The following is a 22,123-nucleotide window of genomic DNA, read 5'->3' as shown; positions in this document are numbered from 1 at the left end:
GAGGTTGTCCCGCCGGTCGCTGCTCCGGGGGGTCAGCGGGCCTGGAGGACCAGGAGGGCGAGGTCGTCGTCCGGCGGGCTCTCCGAGAACTCGTGGACCAGGCGTCTGATCCGTTCGGCGAGCAGGGGCGCGGTGAGGCCCGTGCAGCCGGCGAGGGCGTGGGAGAGGCCGTCGCCGTCGTCGAACTGGCGGTGCCCGTCCCTGCGCTCCGTCACCCCGTCCGTGACGCACAGGAGGGTGTCGCCGTCGTGGAGTACGAGGCTCTCGCTGGTGTAGCCCGGGTCGTCGACGACGCCGAGGAGCACCTGGGGCTCGGCGGCGGACCCGACCAGGCCGTCGGGCCTCAGCAGGAGCGGCAGCGGGTGTCCGGCGGAGGCCAGGGTGCAGCGCATCCCTTCCTCGGTGGGCACCAGCTCTCCATAGAGCAGGGAGAGGAAGCGGGGGGCGCCCTCGGGTGTGAGGCCCTGGCCGTCCGCGGCGGCGAGCGCGCGGGCCGCGGCGTCGGCCGCCTCCGTGGCGTCGTCGAGGAGGAGCCGGTTGAGGCGGTCGAGGACCTCGGCGACCTGGTACCCCTCGCGGGCGAGCAGCCGCAGCCAGGGCCGGGCGAGACCGATGACGACGGCCGCCTCCGGGCCCTTGCCCTGGACGTCGCCGAGCGCGAAGCACCAGCGGCCGTCACCGGCGGGGAACACGTCGTAGAAGTCGCCGCCCGGGCCGCCCGCGTCGCGCGGCTCGTAGACGAGCGCGGACTCGATGCCGGGGATCTGGGCGACGGCGGAGGGCAGCAGTCCGCGCTGGAGGATGCGGCTGATGGTGGCCTGGCGGGCATAGCGGCGGGCGGCGCTGACGGCGAGGGCGACGCGGCGGGCGAAGTCCTCGACGAGGCCGGTGACCTCGTCGGGGAAGCGGGTCAGGCCGGCCCGTCCGATGAGGAGGGTGCCCACCGCGCGGCCGCCCGCGCTGAGGCGGTAGGCGAGCGCGGCGCCGGCCGGGTCGCCGCCCAGGGACTCGAAGGGCCACGGCACGGGGACGGCCGCGCTGCGCGCCGCGTCGGTGGGCTGTGGCGGGTCCTTCTCCAGGATCTTGTGGAGCTCCTCCATGCGGTTCTCGCTGGTGTGCCAGACGCGGGCGAGGCGGGGCGTGGCGAGAGCGCCGGTGCCGCGGCCGGCCCGGTCGGCGGCGCCCCGGTCCGGCCTGCCGTCCTCGTCGTCGAGCCAGACGGCGCACCAGTCGGCCAGGCGCGGCACCAGCATCTGTCCGGCGAGTGAGGCGACCTGGTCCTCGTCGAGCTGTCCCGCCAGCAGGTCGGACGCCTCGGCGAGGAAGGAGAGCGCGCCGCGGTTGACCCAGTCCTGGTCGTGCGGGAAGCGGCGCGGCGTGGGAGCCAGTATGTCGGCGGCGCGCAGCCCGCGCTGAAAGGTTCTTGCGCCGGGGAAGGCCACGGGGTCACCGCCCCGCGGCTCGGCTCCGTCGACGGGGAGGCGTGCCCAGACGGTCTTGGTGCCGGGCTGGTACGTGATGCCCCAGGCGTCGGAGAGGGAGGCCACGAGGCGCAGTCCGCGCCCGCACTCGGGGGTGTCGGGGCCCATGTCGGTGCGGTCGCTGCGGACGGCGCGAGCGGGGTGGTGGTCGGAGACCTCGATGACGAGGGCGGCGGGCGCGCTCACGCCGTCCAGGTCGTCGGGGTGGCCGGTTTCGAGACGGCACAGCAGCTCGACATTGGTGCCGGCGTGGACGACGGCGTTCGTGACGAGTTCGCTGAGTACGACCACGGCGTCGTCGGTGAGCCGGTCGCCGCCGCCGGCCGTGGCGGTCAGGCCGAACTCGGCCCAGTCGGCGAGAGCGCCCCGTACGAAGCGGCGGGCGGCCGCGGGGGCCAGCGGGTTTCCGGGCAGCGAGGTCCGCACGGCGGCCGGTGCTCCCGGCGGACGGGAGGGCTCGTCGGTGGCGTAGGTGGTCTCCCGTTGCAGCGGAATGGACCCCACGGTGCGGCTCCTGAGCAGTTCGGGCATAGACGCCTCAGGCGACACGGACAGAGTGACAGACTGGCCCCGTCCATAAGCACCGAGTTACCGAAGTGGGCCACCATGAGCGCGAACAGTGCTACGTGTGCTCCGGATCCGGGCCGGATCGAGGCCACCATCGAGGCCACCGAACCGCGTGCGCTGCGCGCCGCGATGACGTCGGCGCGGGACGGCGATTTCACCAAGGCCCGGAGGCCAGGGAGGGCCTGGCGGCCGAACTCGGCGCGATGTTCCACCAGATCATGAACCGCAGCCGGCACTGCAACGCCGAACTGACGCGTGTGCGGCGGGAGATCGTGCGGCACGGGCGACTCGACGAGCGGGTCGAGGCGAGCCCGGGGCAGGGCTCGTGGGCGTCGCGGGTGAACGAGGTGAACGATGTGACACGGTCATGGGCGCTCTGGTGGCACCGGCGGCGAACGCGACGCCCTGCCGGACGCCGCCGAACTGCGCCGCCAGGTGACACAGATGGAGGAGCTGTTACGGGAGATGCGCCGCGGCCGCACACCGTAGTGGCGGACCGCGACGCATCCCTCAAGCGGTGACGCGGGGCGTCACTTCTCGCGCGAGCCCGCGTACATCTCGTCGATCAGGTGCCCGGCTGCATCCACACGGGGGCCGACCCCCGCACCCCCAGCCGCACAACCACCGCCCTACGCCTCACGCCTCCTACGCCTCACGCCTCGCGCGAGCCCGCGTACATCTCGTCGATCAGGTGCCCGTACTCGCGCTCGACGACCGGCCGCTTCAGCTTCAGGCTCGGGGTCAGCTCGCCGTGCTCGATGTCGAGGTCGCGCGGCAGGAGCTTGAACTTCTTGATGGTCTGCCACTTCTGGAGGCCCTGGTTGAGCTCCTTGACGTAGCCCTCGACCAGTTCGACCGTGACGGGGGCCGCGACCACATCGGCGTACGACTTGCCCTCCAGCCCGTTGTCCTTGGCCCACTCCAGGATGGACGGCTCGTCGAGGGCGATGAGCGCCGTGCAGAAGTTCCGGTCGGCGCCGTGCACCAGGATGTTCGAGACGTACGGGCACACGGCCTTGAACTGGCCCTCGACCTCGGCGGGCGCGACGTACTTGCCGCCCGAGGTCTTGATCAGGTCCTTCTTGCGGTCGGTGATCTTGAGGTAGCCGTCGGGCGACAGCTCGCCGATGTCGCCGGTGTGGAACCAGCCGTCGGACTCCAGGACCTCGGCCGTCTTCTCGGGCAGCCCGTGGTAGCCCTGCATGACGCCGGGGCCGCGCAACAGGATCTCGCCGTCGTCCGCAATCCGCACCTCCGTGCCGGGCACCGGCTTGCCGACCGTACCGGTGCGGTACGCCTCGCCGGGGTTGACGAAGGACGCGGCGGAGGTCTCCGTGAGGCCGTAGCCCTCCAGGATGTGCACACCCGCGCCGGCGAAGAAGTAGCCGATCTCGGGGGCGAGCGCGGCGGAGCCGGAGACGCAGGCGCGCAGCCGGCCGCCGAACGCCTCACGCAGCTTGGAGTAGACGAGCGCGTCGGCGACCTTGTGCTTCGCACCGAGTCCGAACGGCACCGAGGCCGAACCGGTCCTGCGGAAGCTGTCCTGGCTGGCCTTCGCGTACTCGCGCGCGACCTCGGCGGCCCACTGGAAGATCTTGTACTTGGCGCCGCCGCCCGCGCGCGCCTTGGCCGCGACCCCGTTGTAGACCTTCTCGAAGATGCGCGGCACCGCGGCCATGTACGTCGGCTGCACGATGGGCAGGTTCTCGATGATCTTGTCCACGCGGCCGTCGACGGCGGTGACGTGCCCGACCTCGATCTGCCCGGAGGTGAGGACCTTGCCGAAGACGTGTGCGAGGGGCAGCCACAGGTACTGCACGTCGTCCGGGCCGACCAGGCCGGTCGCGGAGATGGCCTTCGCCATGTACGACCAGTTGTCCTGCGGGAGACGCACACCCTTGGGGCGGCCGGTGGTGCCGGAGGTGTAGATCAGCGTCGCGAGCTGGTCCGCGGTGATCGCGCCGACCTTCTCCTTGATCAGGTGCGGGTGCTTCTCCAGGTAGGCGGCGCCGCGCTTCTCCAGGTCGGCGAGCGTGAGCAGCCAGCCCTCGGGGTCCGCGGCGTCCGGCTCGACCCCGGCCTCGTCGATGACGACGACATGGGCGAGGTCCCGCAGCTCGGCCCGGCGCTCACGGGCCTTGGCCAGCTGCGCCGCGTCCTCGGCGATCAGGACCTTGCTGTCCGAGTCCGCGAGGATGAACGCCGACTCCTCGGCGTTGGTCTGCGGGTACACGGTGGTCGTCGCGGCGCCCGCGCACAGGATGCCGAGGTCGGCCAGGATCCACTCGACCCGCGTGGAGGAGGCGAGCGCGACCCGCTCCTCCGGCTGCACGCCCAGCTCGATCAGGCCGGCCGCGATGGCGTAGACCCGCGTCGAGGCCTGCGCCCAGCTCAGCGACTTCCACTCGTCGGGGCCCTCACCGGCGGCTGGTACCGGGTAGCGGTAGGCCTCCGTATCCGGCGTGGCCGCCACGCGCTCCAGGAAGAGGGCCGCCACGGACGGCGGACGGTTCTCGATCAGGGTCTGTGTGTCGCTCACGACGTCCTCCGGGGGCCCGCGGCAGCGCGGCGAGACTGGGCGCGGCTGGCTGTTGGCGGCTGTTGTTTAACTGGCGAGTAACTACCGAGCAGTGATCAGAGTAGAGCGCGGTCGCCCGGTACGTAAGGGGCCGCAGCCTGTCACTTCTTGTCGACAGCCGCTGTACACACGGCCCCCACAAAAGGCGCGCACAACCATGCCGGGAAATCAAGAGGCCCGCCGCACTGACGCGCGACGGGCCCCCGGACAACTGCGCCGACCGGCCTACTTCTTCTTCGTGCCGCTGTCGTCGCTGGAGAGCACGGCGATGAAGGCTTCCTGCGGCACCTCGACGGAGCCGACCATCTTCATGCGCTTCTTGCCCTCCTTCTGCTTCTCGAGCAGCTTGCGCTTACGGGAGATGTCACCGCCGTAGCACTTGGCGAGGACGTCCTTGCGGATCGCGCGGATCGTCTCGCGGGCGATGACCCGGGAGCCGATGGCGGCCTGGATGGGCACCTCGAAGGCCTGCCGCGGGATGAGCTCGCGCAGCTTGGCGACCAGCCGCACACCGTACGCGTACGCCGCGTCCTTGTGCGTGACCGCGGAGAAGGCGTCGACCTTGTCGCCGTGCAGCAGGATGTCGACCTTGACCAGGCTGGAGTCCTGCTCGCCGGTGGGCTCGTAGTCCAGGGACGCGTAGCCGCGCGTCTTGGACTTCAGCTGGTCGAAGAAGTCGAAGACGATCTCCGCGAGCGGCAGCGTGTAGCGGATCTCGACGCGGTCCTCGGAGAGGTAGTCCATGCCGAGCAGCGTGCCGCGGCGGGTCTGGCAGAGCTCCATGATCGAGCCGATGAACTCGCTGGGGGCGAGGATCGTGGCGCGCACGACCGGCTCGAAGACCTTGTCGATCTTGCCTTCGGGGAACTCGCTCGGATTGGTGACCGTGTGCTCGCTGCCGTCCTCCATGGCCACGCGGTAGACCACGTTGGGCGCGGTGGCGATGAGGTCGAGCCCGAACTCGCGCTCCAGGCGCTCACGGATCACGTCGAGGTGCAGCAGGCCGAGGAAGCCGACGCGGAAGCCGAAGCCGAGGGCGGCCGAGGTCTCCGGCTCGTAGACGAGCGCGGCGTCGTTGAGCTGCAGCTTGTCGAGGGCCTCGCGCAGATCCGGGTACTCCGAGCCGTCCAGCGGATAGAGGCCCGAGAAGACCATCGGCTTCGGGTCCTTGTAGCCGCCGAGCGCGACGGTGGCGCCGTTGTGCAGGGAGGTGATCGTGTCACCGACCTTGGACTGACGGACGTCCTTCACGCCGGTGATGATGTAGCCCACCTCACCGACGCCGATGCCGTCGGCCGGGGTCATCTCCGGCGAGGAGACACCGATCTCGAGCAGCTCGTGCGTGGCGCCGGTGGACATCATCCGGATGCGCTCGCGCTTGTTGAGCTGGCCGTCGACGACTCGTACGTAGGTGACGACGCCGCGGTAGGAGTCGTAGACCGAGTCGAAGATCATCGCGCGGGCGGGTGCGTCGGCGACGCCGACCGGGGCCGGGATCTCGGCGACGACCTTGTCGAGCAGTGCCTCGACGCCCATGCCGGTCTTCGCGGAGACCTTCAGCACGTCGTCCGGGTCGCAGCCGATGAGGTTCGCGAGCTCCTCGGAGAACTTCTCGGGCTGGGCGGCCGGCAGGTCGATCTTGTTGAGGACCGGGATGATCTTGAGGTCGTTCTCCATCGCCAGATAGAGGTTGGCGAGAGTCTGCGCCTCGATGCCCTGGGCCGCGTCGACCAGCAGGACCGTGCCCTCACAGGCCGCGAGGGACCGTGAGACCTCGTACGTGAAGTCCACGTGCCCCGGGGTGTCGATCATGTTGAGGATGTGAGTGCTGCCCGGGTCCTCGCTCGGGGCCCAGGGCAGACGCACCGCCTGGGACTTGATCGTGATGCCGCGCTCGCGCTCGATGTCCATCCGGTCGAGGTACTGAGCACGCATCTGCCGCTGATCGACCACACCGGTCAGCTGGAGCATCCGGTCGGCGAGCGTGGACTTGCCGTGGTCGATGTGCGCGATGATGCAGAAATTGCGGATCAGAGCCGGGGCGGTACGGCTCGGCTCGGGCACATTGTTAGGGGTCGCGGGCACGCAGGGTCCTGTCTCTTGAGGCGCCTGTCGCCTCGGGTCGGATCGATACGTAGGTTCCATGGTCCCACGGACGCGGGACTGCGCCCGGTTTGGGCCGCTCGGAGCACGGCTGGTAACGTTGACAGCTGTGTCTCCTGCCCTCTCAGCACGAGGCACCTCAAGAGAAATCACCGGCACGTGGGCGTGAGCTCGCGTACCTGAACCTGAAAAGGCTCATTTCGTGGCGAACATCAAGTCCCAGATCAAGCGGATCAAGACCAACGAGAAGGCTCGTCAGCGCAACAAGGCTGTCAAGTCCTCCCTCAAGACCGCGATCCGCAAGGCCCGCGAGGCCGTTGCCGCGGGTGACACCCAGAAGGCCGAGGAGCTCACGCGCGAGGCTTCGCGCAAGCTCGACAAGGCCGTCTCCAAGGGCGTCATCCACAAGAACCAGGCCGCCAACAAGAAGTCGGCGCTTGCTTCCAAGGCTTCTTCCCTCAAGGGCTGAGTACCCAGCTCCCTCACGGGACGGGCACTCCTTTGATGTGATCGCCGGACGGACCCGAGCGGGCCCTCTCTCTCCGCTCCCGGCCGGCACCCCGGATCTGCACGCGACTGCGTTCGCCACGCGGGTGCGGATCCATCGAGCTTGAACCTGAAACCCCGCACAGTCGACCTTCCCCAGGACGGCCGGGCGGGGTTTTGGCGTTCAGGCGGATACGTGTCCCAGGACCCGTGATCGGATGGCTCAGCCGCGGCGGGAGCGGGCGGCCCTTGCGATGGTGACCACGGCCTTCTCCAGGGCGTACTCGGGATCGTCCCCGCCGCCCTTGACGCCCGCGTCGGCCTCGGCGACGGCCCGCAGAGCGACGGCCACGCCGTCCGGCGTCCAGCCGCGCATCTGCTGACGCACCCGGTCGATCTTCCACGGCGGCATCCCCAGCTCGCGGGCGAGATCAGCCGGCCGGCCGCCGCGCGCCGACGACAGCTTGCCGATCGCGCGGACGCCCTGGGCGAGCGCGCTGGTGATCAGCACGGGCGCCACCCCCGTCGACAACGACCATCGCAGCGCCTCGAGCGCCTCCGCGGCGCGGCCCTCGACGGCCCGGTCGGCGACGGTGAAGCTGGAGGCCTCCGCCCGGCCCGTGTAGTACCGCGCGACGACCGCCTCGTCGATCGTGCCCTCGACGTCCGCGCTGAGCTGCGTCACGGCGGACGCCAGCTCCCGCAGGTCACTGCCGATCGAGTCGACCAGGGCCTGGCACGCCTCCGGCGTCGCGGAACGGCCGATCACCCGGAACTCGCTGCGCACGAACGCCAACCGGTCCGCCGGCTTGGTCATCTTGGGGCAGGCGACCTCGCGGGCCCCCGCCTTGCGGGCCGCGTCGAGCAGCCCCTTGCCCTTGGCGCCGCCTGCGTGCAGCAGCACCAGCGTGATCTCCTCGGCGGGAGCCGTGAAGTAGCCCTTCACGTCCTTGATCGTGTCGGCCGAGAGATCCTGCGCATTGCGTACGACCACGACCTTGCGCTCGGCGAAAAGCGACGGGCTGGTCAGCTCGGCGAGCGTGCCGGGCTGGAGCTGGTCGGACGTGAGGTCACGCACGTCGGTGTCCGCGTCGGCGGCGCGGGCGGCCGCCACCACCTGCTGCACGGCACGGTCGAGCAGCAGGTCCTCCTGCCCCACGGCGAGGGTGACAGGGGCGAGCACGTCGTCTGTTGCAGTCTTCCTGGCCATCGCGGTCAAGCATCCCACGCGGCACTGACAACCCCCGCCGTGCCGGAGAATGGCCGGGTGACCGATGCACGACATGTACTGGTGCTGCCCGACCGCGACGCCGCGGAGGAGGTGGCCGAGGAGCTTCCCGACCGGTTCGGCGTCACCGAGGAGCCCCAGCTCGTACGGGACGCGCTGGCCGGCGAGGACGACGCCGAGGACGCCCAGTGGCTCGTGGTGATCGAGGACCCCACCGGCCGTCTCGACACCGCCTCACTCGACGAATTCGCCGCGGAGCACGACGGCTGGCTCGAAGCGCCTTAGCCGCGGGGGCCGGGGCTGCGGGCTGGGGCTTGCGGGGGCCGAGGTCGCCCTGTCCGGGGCTGCGGGGGCGTCAGCTCTTGGGGACGATCTGGATGTCGAGCTCGATCGTCACGCTGGAGCCGATCGCCGCGATCCCGCGGGCCAGCATCGTCTGCCAGTTGACGGTGAAGTCGTCGCGGTGCAGCTCCGTGGTGGCGCGGCAGGCCGCACGGGTCTCCCCCTCCATGCCGTTGCCCAGACCCAGGTACTCCGCGTCGAGCGTGACCGTACGCGTCACACCGTGCAGGGAGAGAGCACCCGTGATCGCCCAGCGGCTGCCGCCCTTGTGCACGAACCGCTCGCTGTAGAACTCGAACGTCGGGAAGTGGTCCACGTCGAGGAAGTCGGCCGACCTGAGGTGGTCGTCGCGCATCTTCACGTTCGTGTCGATGGACGACGCGTCGATGACCACGTGCATCGCGGACTGCTCGACCCGCTCGGCGATGCGCAGCGCGCCCGCGAACGTGTTGAACCGGCCGTGGATCCGGGCCAGTCCGATGTGGCGCGCCGTGAACCCGACCGACGAGTGCATCGGCTCGATCTCCCAGTCCCCGGCGTCGGGCAGGGCGGGCGGCTGGGCGACCTGGAGCATGACGTCACCGAGAGAGGAGTGCGTGCTGTCGCCGACCGAGGCGCTCCCCCGGTACGGCGTGTAGCCCTCGGCCGTGACCGCGAGCCGGTAGTCACCGGCGGGCACGGCCGCGACGAACGAGCCGAACGGGTCGGCCCCGCCACTCACGACCGTGCGCCCCATGGCGTCGCTCACCGCGAACTCGGCGCCGCGCACGGGCTCGTTGACGGGGTCGAGCACCCGGCAGCTGACGAACCCCGCACCGGGCGGCACGCTCACCCCCGCGAGCGGACTTGTTCGTTGAGCCCGGTTCGTACGGTTTCCCAGCCAGCGGCCGAACATGTGCGAGACACCCCAGTGAAGCTTGACACCACCATCAACGAAGATGCATTCGACCACCGTTGTGGCATTCGAGGCAACACGGGCCCACATCGCGGGAATGCCAGGGACTGTTACCCCCTGCACAGAGATGCCTGACTTGGTCATTCCACTTACTGTTTCGCCAACTCGGAGGTATTTCTACCAACCGGTAACAGTGCGTCCGGCTCGGGCGCGTGGCGCCCGTCATGACCCGACCGCCACGACACCGAGCCCCTCGCCCTCCCGCTCCCCCTTCCCCTCCCCGGAACGGGCCGCTGCCCCGGATCCGTCCTGCCCGGATCTGGCCTTCCCGGATCCGTCCCGCCCGGACCCGGTGACCGCCAACGCCCCGTCCCGGTCCGTCCGGAGGACCGCCGCTCCCCCGGCCCGCAACTCCGCGACCGTACGCGCCGACGGGTGTCCATACTGGTTGTTCTCGCCGCAAGAGATCAGAGCAAGCCGGGGCGCGACCCGGCGCAGGAATACCGGATCCTGGTAGGCCGAGCCGTGGTGGGCGACCTTGAGAACGTCCACGGCCGGCAGGGCCGCCGCCGCGGGGGATCTCAACAGGGCGCGCTGCGCCGGTGGTTCGAGGTCGCCCATGAGCAACAGGGTGAGGCCCGCGGTGCGGACCAGCAGCGTGACGCTCGCGTCGTTCGGGCCGTCCGGGTCCGGGGCGGGTCGCGGCGGCGGCCACAGTACCTGCCATGCGAGCCGGCCCGTCCGCCGCTGCTCCCCCGCGGCGGCCCGGGTCATCGTGATGTGCCGCGCCTCCGCCAACCCCCTGACAAAACGCACCTGTTCAGGCGGCTCGTCGAACCCCGTCGTCTCGATCGCCCCCACCTCGCGCCCCCGCAGCACCCCGGGCAGACCCGCGACGTGATCCGCGTGGAAGTGGGTCAGCAGGACGAGCGGGACCCGGGTGATCCCGAGCGAGCGCAGACAGCGGTCGACCAGCACCGGATCCGGCCCCGCGTCGACCACCACCCCGGCCCCCGCGCCCGCCGCGAGCACCAGCGCGTCGCCCTGCCCCACATCGCACATCACCATCCGCCACCCCGGCGGGGGCCACCCCGTGATCACCCGGGTCAAGGGCCTCGGCTGCGTGATCACGAGAACCAGGAGCAGCACACATACCCCCATGGCCCACGCAGACTTGAGCACCTGACGGCCCACGAGGACCACGCACAGAGTGACGACGGCGAGCAGCAGCCCGCCACTCGGGCCACCGGGCCAGTCCACGCCTCCGCCGGGCAGTGCGGCCCCCGCGCGTGCGATTTCCGCGATCCATCCGGCGGGCCAGCTCGCGCACCAGGCAAAGGCCTTCGCGACCGGCATCGCCAGCGGCGCGGCGGCCAGCGCGGCGAACCCCAGCACCGTCGCCGGCGCGACCGCGAACTCCGCGAGCAGATTGCAGGGCACCGCCACCAGACTCACCCGTGAGGCGATGACCGCGACCACCGGCGCGCACACTGCCTGCGCCGCGCCGGCCGCGGCGAGGGCCTCCGCCAGTCGCGGCGGACACCTGCGCCGTCGCAGTGCCGCACTCCAGCGCGGTGCCAGGGTCAGCAGCGCACCCGTGGCCAGGACGGACAGCAGAAACCCGTAACTCCGGGCCAGCCAGGGGTCGTACAGCACCAGCAGCAGTACGACGGTGGCCAGGGCCGGGATCAGGGACCTGCGTCGCCCGGTGCCGATGGCAAGCAGTGCGACGGACCCGCAGGCCGCCGCCCTGAGCACGCTCGGCTCCGGTCTGCACACGATGACGAAGCCGAGCGTGAGCGCGCCGCCGAGCACGGCCGTTGCCCGAAGCGGGATCCCCAGCCTCGGCGCGAGGCCACGGCGCTCGGACCGGTGCGCGGTGCCGGGCGGGCCGATGAGCAGAGCGAGCAGGATCGTGAAGTTCGCCCCGCTGACCGCCATCAAGTGCACCAGGTCAGTGGCCTCGAACGCCTCGTGCAGCTCGGGCGGGACACGTGAGGTGTCCCCGACGACCAGCCCGGGAAGCAACGCGCGCGCATCCCCCGGGAGCCCCTCGGTCGCCTCCCGCAGCCCACCCCTCAGCTTCCCCGCGAACCGCTGAGCCGTGGAGGGCGCGCCGACGACCCGCAGGCTCTCGTCCCGCCCGATGCGGAGCAGGGCCGCGACCCGGCCTCCGCCGGCCGACGCGGGTGCCAGCCCTCCGTGTGCGACCAGCCGCGTACTGGGCAGGAGCGACAGCCACGGCGTCCTCCCCGCGGCGGCGCGGTCCACGTCGACGAGGACCAGGACCGGTGTACGCACCCGCGTCCCGGCACCGCCCGAGGACCCGCCCTGCGCGCCGACTTTCAGCACATCGGCGGCGATGACGACGGAGGAGGGAGCCGGGTGGTCCCCCTTCACGCGGGGGCGCGTCAGCCGCGGGTCGGCCGTCACCTCCAACCCGACCGTCACCCGGGCGAATTGCCGGGCAAGCCCGGGAACGGGCCCGCGTGTCAGATCCGCGCCGTGCAAGGCGGCCGAGGCCGCGGACGCGGCAACGCACAGCAGCACGGCGGCCACGGACATACGGGGCCAGAGCGAGAACACTCTGCGGGGAGGGCGGGGTGGTGGTGACCGTAATTCCGGGGGCGTGGGCTGTAGTGGCGGACGGTGTGGCTCCATCCTTTCATGCCGCCCCCGCGTCGCTCCTCCCAGTAACAACGCTCCGGCCACCGCCGCGCAGGTCAGCGCCAGAGCCGTCACCCGGACCGCCGGAGCATCCAGGGTCACCGCTGCCGTGGCCCATGCCGCGAGTGCCGGAGGGACGAGACGGAGGTCTGCCGGACCCTCCTGCCGAGGGTTCGAGTCGCCCAAGGAAGAGTCCGAGCCCGGTGCGACTCCCTTGTTCCTCATGGCCGTACGAGATTCTGGAGGTCGGAGAAGCGACGGTCGCCGATGCCGTTGACCTCGCGCAGCTCGTCGACGGAACGGAACCCTCCGTGCTCGGTGCGGTAGTCGATGATGTGCTGGGCCAGCACGGGGCCGACGCCCGGCAATGTGTCGAGTTGCTCTGCGGTAGCGGTGTTGAGCCCGATCGGCCCCGCAGCCGCGGCCCCGGTTCCGGGCCCGGTCCCGGCAGAACCCGCCGCACCCGCAGAACCCCCCGAACCGATCCCTCCCGGGGCCGCCGGTACGCCCACGACCACCTGCTCGCCGTCCGCCAGCAGTCGTGCCCGGTTGATTCCCGTGGGGTCCACGCCCGGGCGGATCCCTCCGGCGGCGCGCAACGCGTCGGCGACCCTGGATCCGGCCGGCAGCCGATGGATCCCGGGACTCCGCACCTTCCCGCTGACGTCCACGACGATCCCCGCCCCCGACGCCCCGGCCGCCCCATTCGTACTGCCCGCAGCCGACACCCCGGCCGGGGCGGGTACCGACGGCCCGGTGCCCGGCTCCTGACCGGCGGCGGACGAACCCGCCGCCTCCTCGGGCGCCGTCGATCGGACCACCTCGGGCACGCTCACCGGCTGAGCCCGTCCGGTCCAGAAGTGGTGCACGGCGAAGCCCGCCGCCGCGACCAGGACCACGACCAGAGCGATCACGCTCCGCCGCTCCAGCCCGCACCGCGTCTGCATCCACAGCGGCAGCCGCTCCCTCACGGCAAGCCCAGCCCGCTCCCGCCACGAGGCCGTATCCCTCCCCGCCTCGCCCGCCGGACCGTCCCACTCCTCCCTGAACTCCCCCGGTGCCGCCCCCACCCCGGCCCCGCCCTCGTCGGCATCGGCATCGGCATCGGCATCGGCCCGAGCCCACCGCGGCGGACGTGATGAGACTGTCCCGGCCCACGGTGGAAGAGGCGGACGCACCGGCGGCACCCACTCGGCCGGATCAGGCGGACTCGGCACACCCGGCCGACCGGGCGGACCGGGCGGACCGGGCGGACCGGGCGAGAGGCTCGGGGCACCAGACAAACCCGATAAGCCCGGCGGCCCGCCCCGCCCCTCGGCGAACAACGCCTCCGCCCGCAACCTCAACGCCTCGGCCGACGCCTGCCGATAGTGCCGCCGCACCCGCCTACGCCGCTGCCACGTCCCCGACGCCGCCCCCGACGCCACATCCCCCGCGGCCGCGTCCGGCGCCTCTGAACGTACCGATGTCTCTGAACGTACAGATGTCCCTGAAAGTGCTGATCCAAGTGCCATGCCACGAACGCTAGGCACTCCGCCGAAGCCGCGGTGATCTTGCTCAATTCCCGGGGACAACCCGGCAGTTGTGGATAACTCCGTCACCCACAAGCGCAGCCCAGGTCACGGACCACGCCCCCGGCTCAGAGCACCGCACCGCACCAGGCACCGCACCAGGCACTGCACCGGCACTGCGCCTCACCGAGGCGAAACAACCGCCCCCAGCAACCCCGGCCCCGTGTGCGCCCCGATCACCGCGCCGACCTCGCTGACATGAAGGTCCATGAGCCCCGGCACCCGCTCCCGCAGCCGGTCCGCGAACGTCGCCGCCCTGTCCGGCGCGGCGAGATGGTGCACCGCGATGTCGACCTCGCTCGTTCCCGCGCGCTCGGCGACGATCTCCTGGAGCCGGGCGATCGCCTTCGACGACGTGCGCACTTTTTCCAGCAGTTCGATACGACCGCCTTCGAGCTGCAACAGCGGTTTCACGGCGAGCGCCGAGCCGAGCAGGGCCTGGGCTGCGCCGATACGGCCACCGCGGCGGAGGTAGTCCAGGGTGTCGACGTAGAAGTACGCGGACGTGGCGGCGGCCCGCTTCTCCGCCGCGGTCACGGCCTCGTCGACCGTGCCGCCGCCGTGGGCCACCTCGGCGGCGGTGAGCGCGCAGAATCCGAGGGCCATCGCGACCATGCCGGTGTCCACGACTCTGACCGGCACCGGCGCCTCGCGCGCGGCGAGTACCGCGGCGTCGTAGGTGCCGGAGAGTTCGGACGACAGATGGAGCGAGACGACGCTGGTGGCGCCCTCTTCGGCCAGCTTGCGATAGGTGGCGGCGAAGATCTCGGGGCTGGGCCGGGACGTGGTCACCGGCCGGCGCTTCTGCAGGGCTTCGGCGAGTGAGCGGGTGGAGATCTCGGCGCCCTCTTCGAGGGCCCGGTCGCCAAGGACCACGGTCAGGGGGACCGCGATGATGCCGTGGCGCTCCATCGTCCGCTGCGGCAGGTAGGCCGTTGAATCCGTGACGATCGCGACATGGCGGGACATGAGCTGGAGATTACCTGCCCGGGCCGGTGGACGGCAGCCCGGCCCCGGTGGCCCGGTCACACGTCAAGTCGTGCTCTCCGGGCGGGCTTTCTTCTGCCAAGGATAGGCCGGGCGCGGGTCGGTGGGTGAGAGCGCGGGCCGGTCGGGCGCCTCGGCCTGTCCGCCCTGCGGAGTCCCTGGCCAGGTCTGATGCGCGGCAGGGCGCTCCGGGGCCGATGCCTCGGGCCACGAGTGCGGCGTCTGCGCGGGCTCGGGCGACGGTTCGGTCGTCCAGTGCCGCAGTGCGCCCGCCTCGATGTCGATCTGGGCGCTCAGGGATTCCAGGTCGTCATCGGCGATCCGGTGGGCACGGTCCCTGGCCGCCCGGCGCAGGGAGTCGGCCGACGCGGTGATCTGCTCCGTCCGCTTGCGCAGGTCGGGCAGGAGCTCGGCGAGATGCGCCCTGTCCGGCTCGGTCTCAAGACGCTTGAGGTCGTCGTCCAGCTCGTGCCCGTGCACGCTGAGCCTGCCGAAGAGGTCCAGCGACTCCTTGAGCGAGGCGTCCTCGGCCACGCGCGCGTGGAGCGCGTCCTGCGTGGACCTCATCGACGTACGCAGCTTGAGCCGCAGTTGCGCGAGCTCGCCGGCCGCGCCCGGCTGCACGAAGGTCCGCGCCTTGAGCGTCGTGTCCTCGACGGACCGGCGGGCCTGCGCGACCGTGCGGTCCACTCCCCGCTTGGCGGCGCCGACGGCCTTCACCGTCACGTACGCGCCCAGGGCCAGGAACAGTACGAACATGAGCGCCACGATCGCGATCACGGCCTCTCCCATGACGCTCCTCCCGACAAGGTCGGCGGTCCGTCCGCCTCTTCCACCGTAAACGGAAAAGGCAGGCCGGAGGTTCCAGCGGAACCCCCAACCTGCCCGTAGGGAACAACCCTGATCCGGCTGAACGAAGTGGTCGCCCAGCACCGGCCACCGCTCACGCGAGGCCGATGTCCCCGCTCACGCGGGAACGATGTTCACCAGCTTCGGTGCCCGCACGATGACCTTGCGGATGCCCGCGCCGTCCAGCGCGGCGACGACGCGCTCGTCGGCCAGGGCCACCTTCTCCAGCTCCTCGTCGGAGATCGACGGGGACACCTCCAGGCGCGCCTTGACCTTGCCCTTGATCTGCACGACGCAGGTCACGGACTCGTCCACGACGTACGCGGGGTCGGCGACGGGGAAGTCCTGGTGGACGACGGAGTCGGTGTGGCCCAGCTTGCGCCACAGCTCCTCCGCGATGTGCGGGGCCAGCGGCGCGACCAGCAGCACCAGGCGCTCGGCCACGCTGCGTGACAGCGGGCCGCCGACCTTGGTCAGGTGGTTGTTCAGCTCGGTGACCTTGGCGATGGCGGTGTTGAACCGCATGCCCTCCAGGTCCTGGCGGACGCCGTCGATCGCCTTGTGCAGGGCACGCAGCGTGGTCCCGTCGATGGCGGAGTCCTCGGTGTCGACGACGGTGACCTCGCCGCTCGCCTCGTCGACGATGTTGCGCCACAGGCGCTGCAGCAGACGGAACTGGCCCACCACGGCGCGCGTGTCCCACGGCCGCGAGACGTCCAGGGGGCCCATCGCCATCTCGTACAGGCGCAGGGTGTCCGCGCCGTACTCGGCGCAGATCTCGTCCGGCGTGACGGCGTTCTTCAGGGACTTGCCCATCTTGCCCAGCAGACGGGAGACCTTCTCGCCCTCGTAGTAGTACGCGCCGTCGCGCTCCTCGACCTCGGCGGCGGGCACCGCGATACCACGGCTGTCGCGGTACACGTAGGCCTGGATCATGCCCTGGTTGTACAGCTTGTGGAACGGCTCGGCCGACGAGACGTGGCCCAGGTCGAACAGCACCTTCGACCAGAAGCGGGCGTACAGCAGGTGCAGGACGGCGTGTTCGGCGCCGCCCACATACAGGTCGACGCCACCGGTCGGCTGACCCTCACGGGGGCCCATCCAGTACTGCTCGATGGCCGGGTCGACCAGCTTCTCGCTGTTGTGCGGGTCCAGGTAGCGCAGCTCGTACCAGCACGAACCCGCCCAGTTGGGCATGGTGTTGGTCTCGCGGCGGTACTTCTTGGGTCCGTCGCCCAGGTCCAGCGTGACGTGGACCCAGTCGCCGTTGCGGGACAGCGGGGTCTCGGGCTGGGTGTCGGCGTCGTCCGGGTCGAACGTGCGGGGGCTGTAGTCGTCGACCTCCGGCAGCTCCAGCGGCAGCATCGACTCGGGCAGCGAGTGGGCGACGCCGTCCTCGTCGTAGACGATCGGGAAGGGCTCGCCCCAGTAACGCTGGCGGCTGAACAGCCAGTCGCGCAGGCGGAAGTTGACGGTGCCTCGGCCGATGCCGGTGCGCTCCAGCCACTCCGTCATACGCGCCTTGGCGTCGGTGACGCCCAGGCCGTCGATGGAGATGTCATCGCTCGCGGAGTTGACCAGCCGCGCCTCGTGGGAGGCGAACGCGTCGTCCCACGTGGAGGTGTCGGTGCCGCGGTCGTCCGAGGGCTCCACCACGCAGCGCATGGGCAGCTCGAAGGCACGCGCGAACGCGAAGTCGCGGGTGTCGTGGGCGGGGACGGCCATGATCGCGCCGGTGCCGTAACCCATCAGGACGTAGTCGGCGATGAAGACGGGGACCCGCTCGCCGCTGACCGGGTTGGTCGCGTACGCGCCGGTGAAGACGCCGGTCTTGTCCTTGGCCTCGGCCTGGCGCTCGACGTCGGACTTCGAGGCGGCCTGCTTGCGGTAGGCGGCGACGGCCTCGGCGGGCGTCGCGTGGCCGCCCGTCCAGACGTCGTGCGTGCCCTCGGGCCAGGCGGCGGGGACGATCCGGTCCACCAGGTCGTGCTCGGGCGCCAGGACCATGTACGTGGCGCCGAACAGGGTGTCCTGACGGGTCGTGAAGACGGTGATGGCGTCGTCGCCGACGGGGAAGTCGACGCGGGCGCCCTCGGAGCGGCCGATCCAGTTCCGCTGCTGCAGCTTGATCGCCTCGGGCCAGTCCAGGGCGTCCAGGTCGTCCAGCAGGCGGTCCGCGTAGGCGGTGATGCGCATGTTCCACTGGCGCAGCTTGGCCTTGAAGACGGGGTAGTTGCCGCGCTCGGAGCGGCCGTCGGCGGTGACCTCCTCGTTGGCCAGGACGGTGCCCAGGCCGGGGCACCAGTTGACGGGCGCCTCGGAGGCGTATGCCAGCCGGTACTCGCTCAGTACGTCGGCCCGCTCGGCGGCGTTCAGCTCGTGCCACGCGCGCGTGGAGTCCGGTACGGCGCGTTCACCGCTCTCGAACTGCGCGATCAGCTGGTCGATCGGACGGGCCTTCTTCGCCTCGTCGTCGTACCAGGAGTTGAAGATCTGGACGAAGATCCACTGGGTCCACTTGTAGTACTCGGGGTCGATCGTGGCGAACGACCGGCGCTTGTCGTGGCCCAGGCCCAGCCGGCGCAGCTGGGACTTCATGTTGACCATGTTGGCTTCGGTGGACGTGCGCGGGTGGGTGCCCGTCTGCACGGCGTACTGCTCGGCGGGCAGGCCGAAGGCGTCGAAGCCCAGCGTGTGCAGGACGTTGTGCCCGTTCATGCGCTGGAAGCGCGCGAAGACGTCCGTGGCGATGTAGCCCAGCGGGTGGCCGACGTGCAGGCCCGCACCCGAGGGGTACGGGAACATGTCCATGACGAACTTCTTCGGCTTGGCGGCCAGCGCCCTGTCCGCCTCGGTGTCGCCCGCCAGGTCACCGCTCGGGTTCGGCGCCTCGTACGTGCCGTCGGCGTCCCAGAAGTCCTGCCAGCGTGCCTCGATGTCGGCGGCCATCGCCGCCGTGTAGCGGTGCGGCGCGGCCACCTCGGAAGCGGCAGCGGAATTCGTCTCGCTCATGATCCTCAAAGCTCCATCGATCGTCTCTGCTTACGGAACTGACCGCGCTGGCCAAACAAAAATGCCCCTCGCACAGGAGGGGGCGCCGCGCCGATTCCGATCCGCGATTCGTCAGCGGTCGGGACTGATCAGCGCGGCTCGCTAAGCAGAAGGCGTACGGCACGCATGGCGTCAGGGTACCGCAGGGCCCACACGGGCCGCGACGAGCTTACCGGGGAGGGCCTCGGGACGGCCGCGCAAGAGCCGGAGGAGGCCTTCGGAAGGTGCACGGGCCAAGGGTTACCCCGCGTACCGACCCCTATCGGGGCAACACAAAGTCCACACCTCCGATAGATAACAACGAGATAACTCAAACCTCGTACTGGCTGGTATGGGTCGACCTAGAGTGCGGCAGCGGGACCACTTTGCCGAACCATTCGGAGTCGCCCCCATGAACCCTCCACTGAACTCCCCGTTGAACTCCCCGACGAACGGGCAGCCGCTGAATCCGTTCCCCCAGCCTCGAAATACCCGGCGCCCCCGGCGCAGGATCCGCCCGTCCCCCGCACCCAGCCGGACGGCACGAGGAGCCCTGTGCGCGGCGGCGCTGCTGCTGATACCCCTCGTGGTCCTCGTCGGGAGCGACGCCTTCCGCGCCGCGCTCGACTTCACCACCGGGGTGCTGTCCCTGGTCTCCCTGACGGCGTCCGTCGTCTGGGGCCTGGTCGCCTCCGACCGGCTGTTCCTGACCTCGCGCCAGCGCCTGCTCTCCCAGGGCGTGCACCGGGCCACGGCGGTCGCCTCGATCGGCTTCCTGCTGCTGCACGTCACGGTCAAGCTGGCCCTCGACCATGTGTCCGTGGTCGGCGCGCTGATCCCCTTCGGGCTCGGCGTGACCGGCAGCGCGGGCCTGATCGGCCTCGGCTCGCTCGCCGGGCTCCTGATGGTCACCACCGGCGTCACCGGCGCGCTGCGCAAGGCCTTCGCCTCCCCGGCCCAGATCGCCTCCCGCTGGCGCGCCCTGCACATGCTGGCCTACCCCGCCTGGTGCTCGGCGCTGATCCACGGCCTGTACGCGGGCCGGCAGCCGAAGACCTACGTAGTGGTCCTGTACTGCCTGTGCCTGGTCGCTGTGGGCGGTGCGGTCGCCCTGCGCGCGGCACCGGGACCGGTCAAGCGCAAAGTCGCCGCCCGCGTCCTGGCGCTCCTCGACAGTGACGGCAGGACACAGGGCACCCGTCGCAGGGACGTCACCGAATCCCCGCTGCCCGGCGGCGCCGGCCGCCCCGCACCGTCCGGCCCCCGCTTCGACGTGAACCGCGAGCCCCCGCCGCGGCCGCGCGACAACCCGCTCCAGATGCCGTCCCCCGGCATGCCACCGCTGTTCGAGGCTCCGGCGCGCCCCGCGTTCGAGCCGCGCCCCGCCACCGCGGGAATCGGCTTCTCGGCCGCCTACCGTGCGGTCTCGACCCCGGGGGACCCGCTCTTCGGCGACCCGCCCCCCGGGGAGCCGCTGACCCTCCTGGACCTCCAGCCCACCGAGGCCCTCCCGTTCGTCGACCCCGAGCCCCCCGAGCGCTGGCCGGCCCCGTCCCCGCCGCCCCCCGCTCCGGCACCCCCCTCGGCGTACGACCCCACTCTCGACACCCCTTACGGCGGCATCCCGAGCTTCGAGGAAGAGTCCGCCACCGAAACGCTGCCCGGCCCGTTCCAGGCCCCCGCCGCGGGTGAGCCCTGGAACACGCCGCCCGGAGGCATTCAGTGAACACCGCGCTGCCCGACGTCCCCGAAGTCCGCGTCGTCGGTCTCCCCCAGCTCACCTCGGGCTTCGACCTGGTCGAGCGACTCGACCTCGACATGCATCTGAAAGTGCACGGCCCGCTCGAACCGATGGGCGGTGAGCAACTGGCCGCGCTGGCCGGGCAGATATCGCTGCGCGGCCGCGGCGGCGCGGGGTTCCCCTTCGCCAAGAAGCTGCGCGCCGTCGCCCAGTCCGCGATACGCCGCGGGGTGCGCCCCGTCGTCGTGGTCAACGGCAGCGAGGACGAACCCGCCTGCCGCAAGGACACGGTGCTGATCAACCGCGCCCCGCATCTCATCCTCGACGGCGCGCTCCTGGTCGCCGAGGCGCTCGGCGCCCGCACCCTCGTGGTGGGCGTGACCCGCGACTCCACCGAGGCGTCCATGCAGGCCGCGCTCCTCGAAAGGGGCCTGTCCAACCGCCGTGGCGCCCCGCTACGCGCGCGCGTCCAGCGCAACCCCGTACGCATGGTCACCGGGGAGTCCTCCGCGCTGATCCGCTCGGCGGACGGCGGACCCCCGGTGCCTCCGGGCCGCAAGGTGCGCGCCTCCGACTCCGGGGTGGGCGGCGCGCCCACCCTGCTGTCGAACGCCGAGACCTTCGCCCAGCTCGCCGTCGCGGCCCGCACCGGGCCCGAGCGCTACTGCCGCACGGGCCTGCGCGACGAGCCCGGCACGATCCTGCTGACCCTCTCCGGAGCCGTCGCCCGCCCGATGGTCCTCGAAGTCCCGGCGGGGGTGCCCCTGCGGTACGTGCTCCAGCTCGCGGGCGCCCCGCCGATGCCCCAGGGCGTGCTCACGGGCGGCTATCACGGCAAGTGGCTCGACGCCTTCGCGGCGCAGGAGGCGGTGGTCTCCCGCGCCTCCCTGGAGGCCGCCGGTGGCGCGCTCGGCGCGGGCGCGATCCTGCCGATCGGCCCGGACACCTGCCCACTCGGCGAGGCGCTGCGGGTGGCGCAGTGGCTGGCCTCGGAGAGCGCGGGCCAGTGCGGGCCCTGTTATCTGGGTCTGCCGGCGGCGGCGCGCGGCCTGGAGGACGTGCTGAACGGCGGCGGCCCCACCGCCCTCGAAGCCCTCCAGCAGGTCACCAGGGCGGTGAAGCGGCGCGGCGCGTGCAAGCACCCGGACGGCTCGGCGGCGTTCCTGGAGTCGACGATCTCGGCGTTCACGGACGATCTGGCCGCGCACGTCCTGGGCGGCGGCTGCGGGCGCCCGGTGCAGGGCGTACTGCCCCTGCACACGGAGGCGCCGCAGGGCGAGTCCCCCAGCGGCCGGCGGCTCGCGGTGGACTGGACGCTGTGCGAGGGCCACGGCCTGTGCGCGGACATCGTGCCGGAGCTGATCCAGCTGGGCCCCGACGGCTATCCCTCAGTGGCGGAGGCCCCGGTGGCGCGCTATTCGGAGGCGCGGGCCGTACGGGCCGTACGCCGGTGCCCCGCGCTGGCGCTGCGTATCGAGGAGGACCCGGCGGCGGTTCCGGCCCGCCCGGCCCTGCCGCCCGCGCTCCCGCCGGGCCGGGGGCGCAGAGCGCTGGGCAGCGGGCGCGGCTGACCCCGTGAGCGCGCCCCGCGGGGCTGC

14 protein-coding genes are annotated in these 22,123 nt (G+C 71.5%); 4 read left to right on the top strand and 10 right to left on the bottom strand.

From position 1 onward, the window contains the following. Positions 1–32: 32 nt before the first annotated feature. The 3 genes from OG456_RS24260 to lepA form a co-directional block, all read right to left on the bottom strand. Complete coding sequence (locus OG456_RS24260) at positions 33–1,985, bottom strand: SpoIIE family protein phosphatase (protein ID WP_266564345.1); 1,953 nt, start codon at positions 1,983–1,985, stop codon at positions 33–35. A 715-nt stretch (positions 1,986–2,700) separates the two neighbouring features. Continuing rightward, on the bottom strand, positions 2,701–4,587 hold the full coding sequence (locus tag OG456_RS24250) for a long-chain fatty acid--CoA ligase (protein WP_266564343.1): 1,887 nt from the start codon (positions 4,585–4,587) through the stop codon (positions 2,701–2,703). Positions 4,588–4,851: 264 nt separating this feature from the next. Further along, positions 4,852–6,711 carry a translation elongation factor 4 gene (lepA, locus tag OG456_RS24245; RefSeq protein ID WP_266564341.1) on the bottom strand — a complete coding sequence of 620 codons (1,860 nt, stop codon included), beginning with the start codon at positions 6,709–6,711 and terminating at the stop codon, positions 4,852–4,854. A gap of 220 nt (positions 6,712–6,931) precedes the next feature. Between lepA and rpsT the strand changes: the two genes are divergently transcribed. Beyond that, complete coding sequence (rpsT, locus tag OG456_RS24240; protein ID WP_100594244.1) at positions 6,932–7,198, top strand: 30S ribosomal protein S20; 267 nt, start codon at positions 6,932–6,934, stop codon at positions 7,196–7,198. A 240-nt stretch (positions 7,199–7,438) separates the two neighbouring features. On the opposite strand, the gene holA is transcribed toward rpsT, so the two are convergent. Further along, the gene (gene holA, locus OG456_RS24235; RefSeq protein WP_266564339.1) at positions 7,439–8,425 is read right to left on the bottom strand and encodes a DNA polymerase III subunit delta; all 987 of its coding nucleotides are present in this window, start codon (positions 8,423–8,425) and stop codon (positions 7,439–7,441) included. Between the two features lie 57 nt (positions 8,426–8,482). Here holA and OG456_RS24230 point away from each other — a divergent pair, with 57 nt between their 5' ends. Beyond that, positions 8,483–8,728, top strand: a complete 246-nt coding sequence (locus tag OG456_RS24230; protein WP_266564337.1) for a hypothetical protein — start codon at positions 8,483–8,485, stop codon at positions 8,726–8,728. Positions 8,729–8,798: 70 nt separating this feature from the next. Here the strand turns inward: OG456_RS24230 and OG456_RS24225 are convergent, their stop codons facing one another. From OG456_RS24225 to leuS, 6 genes are all read right to left on the bottom strand, one after another. Beyond that, positions 8,799–9,680 carry a YceI family protein gene (locus OG456_RS24225; protein WP_266564335.1) on the bottom strand — a complete coding sequence of 294 codons (882 nt, stop codon included), beginning with the start codon at positions 9,678–9,680 and terminating at the stop codon, positions 8,799–8,801. Between the two features lie 222 nt (positions 9,681–9,902). Beyond that, positions 9,903–12,572, bottom strand: a complete 2,670-nt coding sequence (locus OG456_RS24220) for a ComEC/Rec2 family competence protein (protein WP_266564333.1) — start codon at positions 12,570–12,572, stop codon at positions 9,903–9,905. Then, positions 12,569–13,729 (bottom strand): ComEA family DNA-binding protein, encoded by a 1,161-nt coding sequence (locus OG456_RS24215; protein ID WP_266564331.1) that lies wholly within the window; start codon positions 13,727–13,729, stop codon positions 12,569–12,571. The genes OG456_RS24220 and OG456_RS24215 overlap by 4 nt, the downstream gene beginning before the upstream one ends. A 312-nt stretch (positions 13,730–14,041) precedes the next feature. Further along, positions 14,042–14,887, bottom strand: coding sequence for a DegV family protein (locus tag OG456_RS24210; protein WP_266564329.1), 846 nt, complete (start codon positions 14,885–14,887; stop codon positions 14,042–14,044). 63 nt (positions 14,888–14,950) lie between these two features. Continuing rightward, entirely contained in the window at positions 14,951–15,697 is a 747-nt protein-coding gene (locus tag OG456_RS24205) for a hypothetical protein (RefSeq protein WP_266564327.1), read from the bottom strand. Between the two features lie 174 nt (positions 15,698–15,871). Then, entirely contained in the window at positions 15,872–18,766 is a 2,895-nt protein-coding gene (gene leuS / locus OG456_RS24200; protein WP_266564325.1) for a leucine--tRNA ligase, read from the bottom strand. 430 nt (positions 18,767–19,196) lie between these two features. Here leuS and OG456_RS24195 point away from each other — a divergent pair, with 430 nt between their 5' ends. After that, the gene (locus OG456_RS24195) at positions 19,197–20,510 is read left to right on the top strand and encodes a cytochrome b/b6 domain-containing protein (RefSeq protein ID WP_266564323.1); all 1,314 of its coding nucleotides are present in this window, start codon (positions 19,197–19,199) and stop codon (positions 20,508–20,510) included. Then, the gene (locus OG456_RS24190) at positions 20,507–22,096 is read left to right on the top strand and encodes an NADH-ubiquinone oxidoreductase-F iron-sulfur binding region domain-containing protein (RefSeq protein ID WP_116513022.1); all 1,590 of its coding nucleotides are present in this window, start codon (positions 20,507–20,509) and stop codon (positions 22,094–22,096) included. The genes OG456_RS24195 and OG456_RS24190 overlap by 4 nt, the downstream gene beginning before the upstream one ends. Positions 22,097–22,123 lie beyond the last annotated feature (27 nt).

The sequence above is a fragment of the Streptomyces sp. NBC_01446 genome (genome assembly GCF_026340095.1).
GTDB classification, from domain to species: Bacteria; Actinomycetota; Actinomycetes; order Streptomycetales; family Streptomycetaceae; genus Streptomyces; species Streptomyces aureus.
The sequence above is the reverse complement of the archived record's forward strand: the minus strand, read 5'-3'. Positions and strand labels throughout refer to the sequence as shown.

Bases quoted from the DNA above. Each gene is read 5' to 3' on its own strand.
- leuS (WP_266564325.1), bottom strand. From the start codon at position 18,766: ATGAGCGAGACGAATTCCGCTGCCGCTTCCGAGGTGGCCGCGCCGCAC.
- OG456_RS24220 (WP_266564333.1), bottom strand. From the start codon at position 12,572: ATGAGGAACAAGGGAGTCGCACCGGGCTCGGACTCTTCCTTGGGCGAC.
- OG456_RS24195 (WP_266564323.1), top strand. From the start codon at position 19,197: ATGAACCCTCCACTGAACTCCCCGTTGAACTCCCCGACGAACGGGCAG.
- OG456_RS24210 (WP_266564329.1), bottom strand. From the start codon at position 14,887: ATGTCCCGCCATGTCGCGATCGTCACGGATTCAACGGCCTACCTGCCG.
- OG456_RS24225 (WP_266564335.1), bottom strand. From the start codon at position 9,680: ATGTTCGGCCGCTGGCTGGGAAACCGTACGAACCGGGCTCAACGAACA.
- holA (WP_266564339.1), bottom strand. From the start codon at position 8,425: ATGGCCAGGAAGACTGCAACAGACGACGTGCTCGCCCCTGTCACCCTC.
- OG456_RS24205 (WP_266564327.1), bottom strand. From the start codon at position 15,697: ATGGGAGAGGCCGTGATCGCGATCGTGGCGCTCATGTTCGTACTGTTC.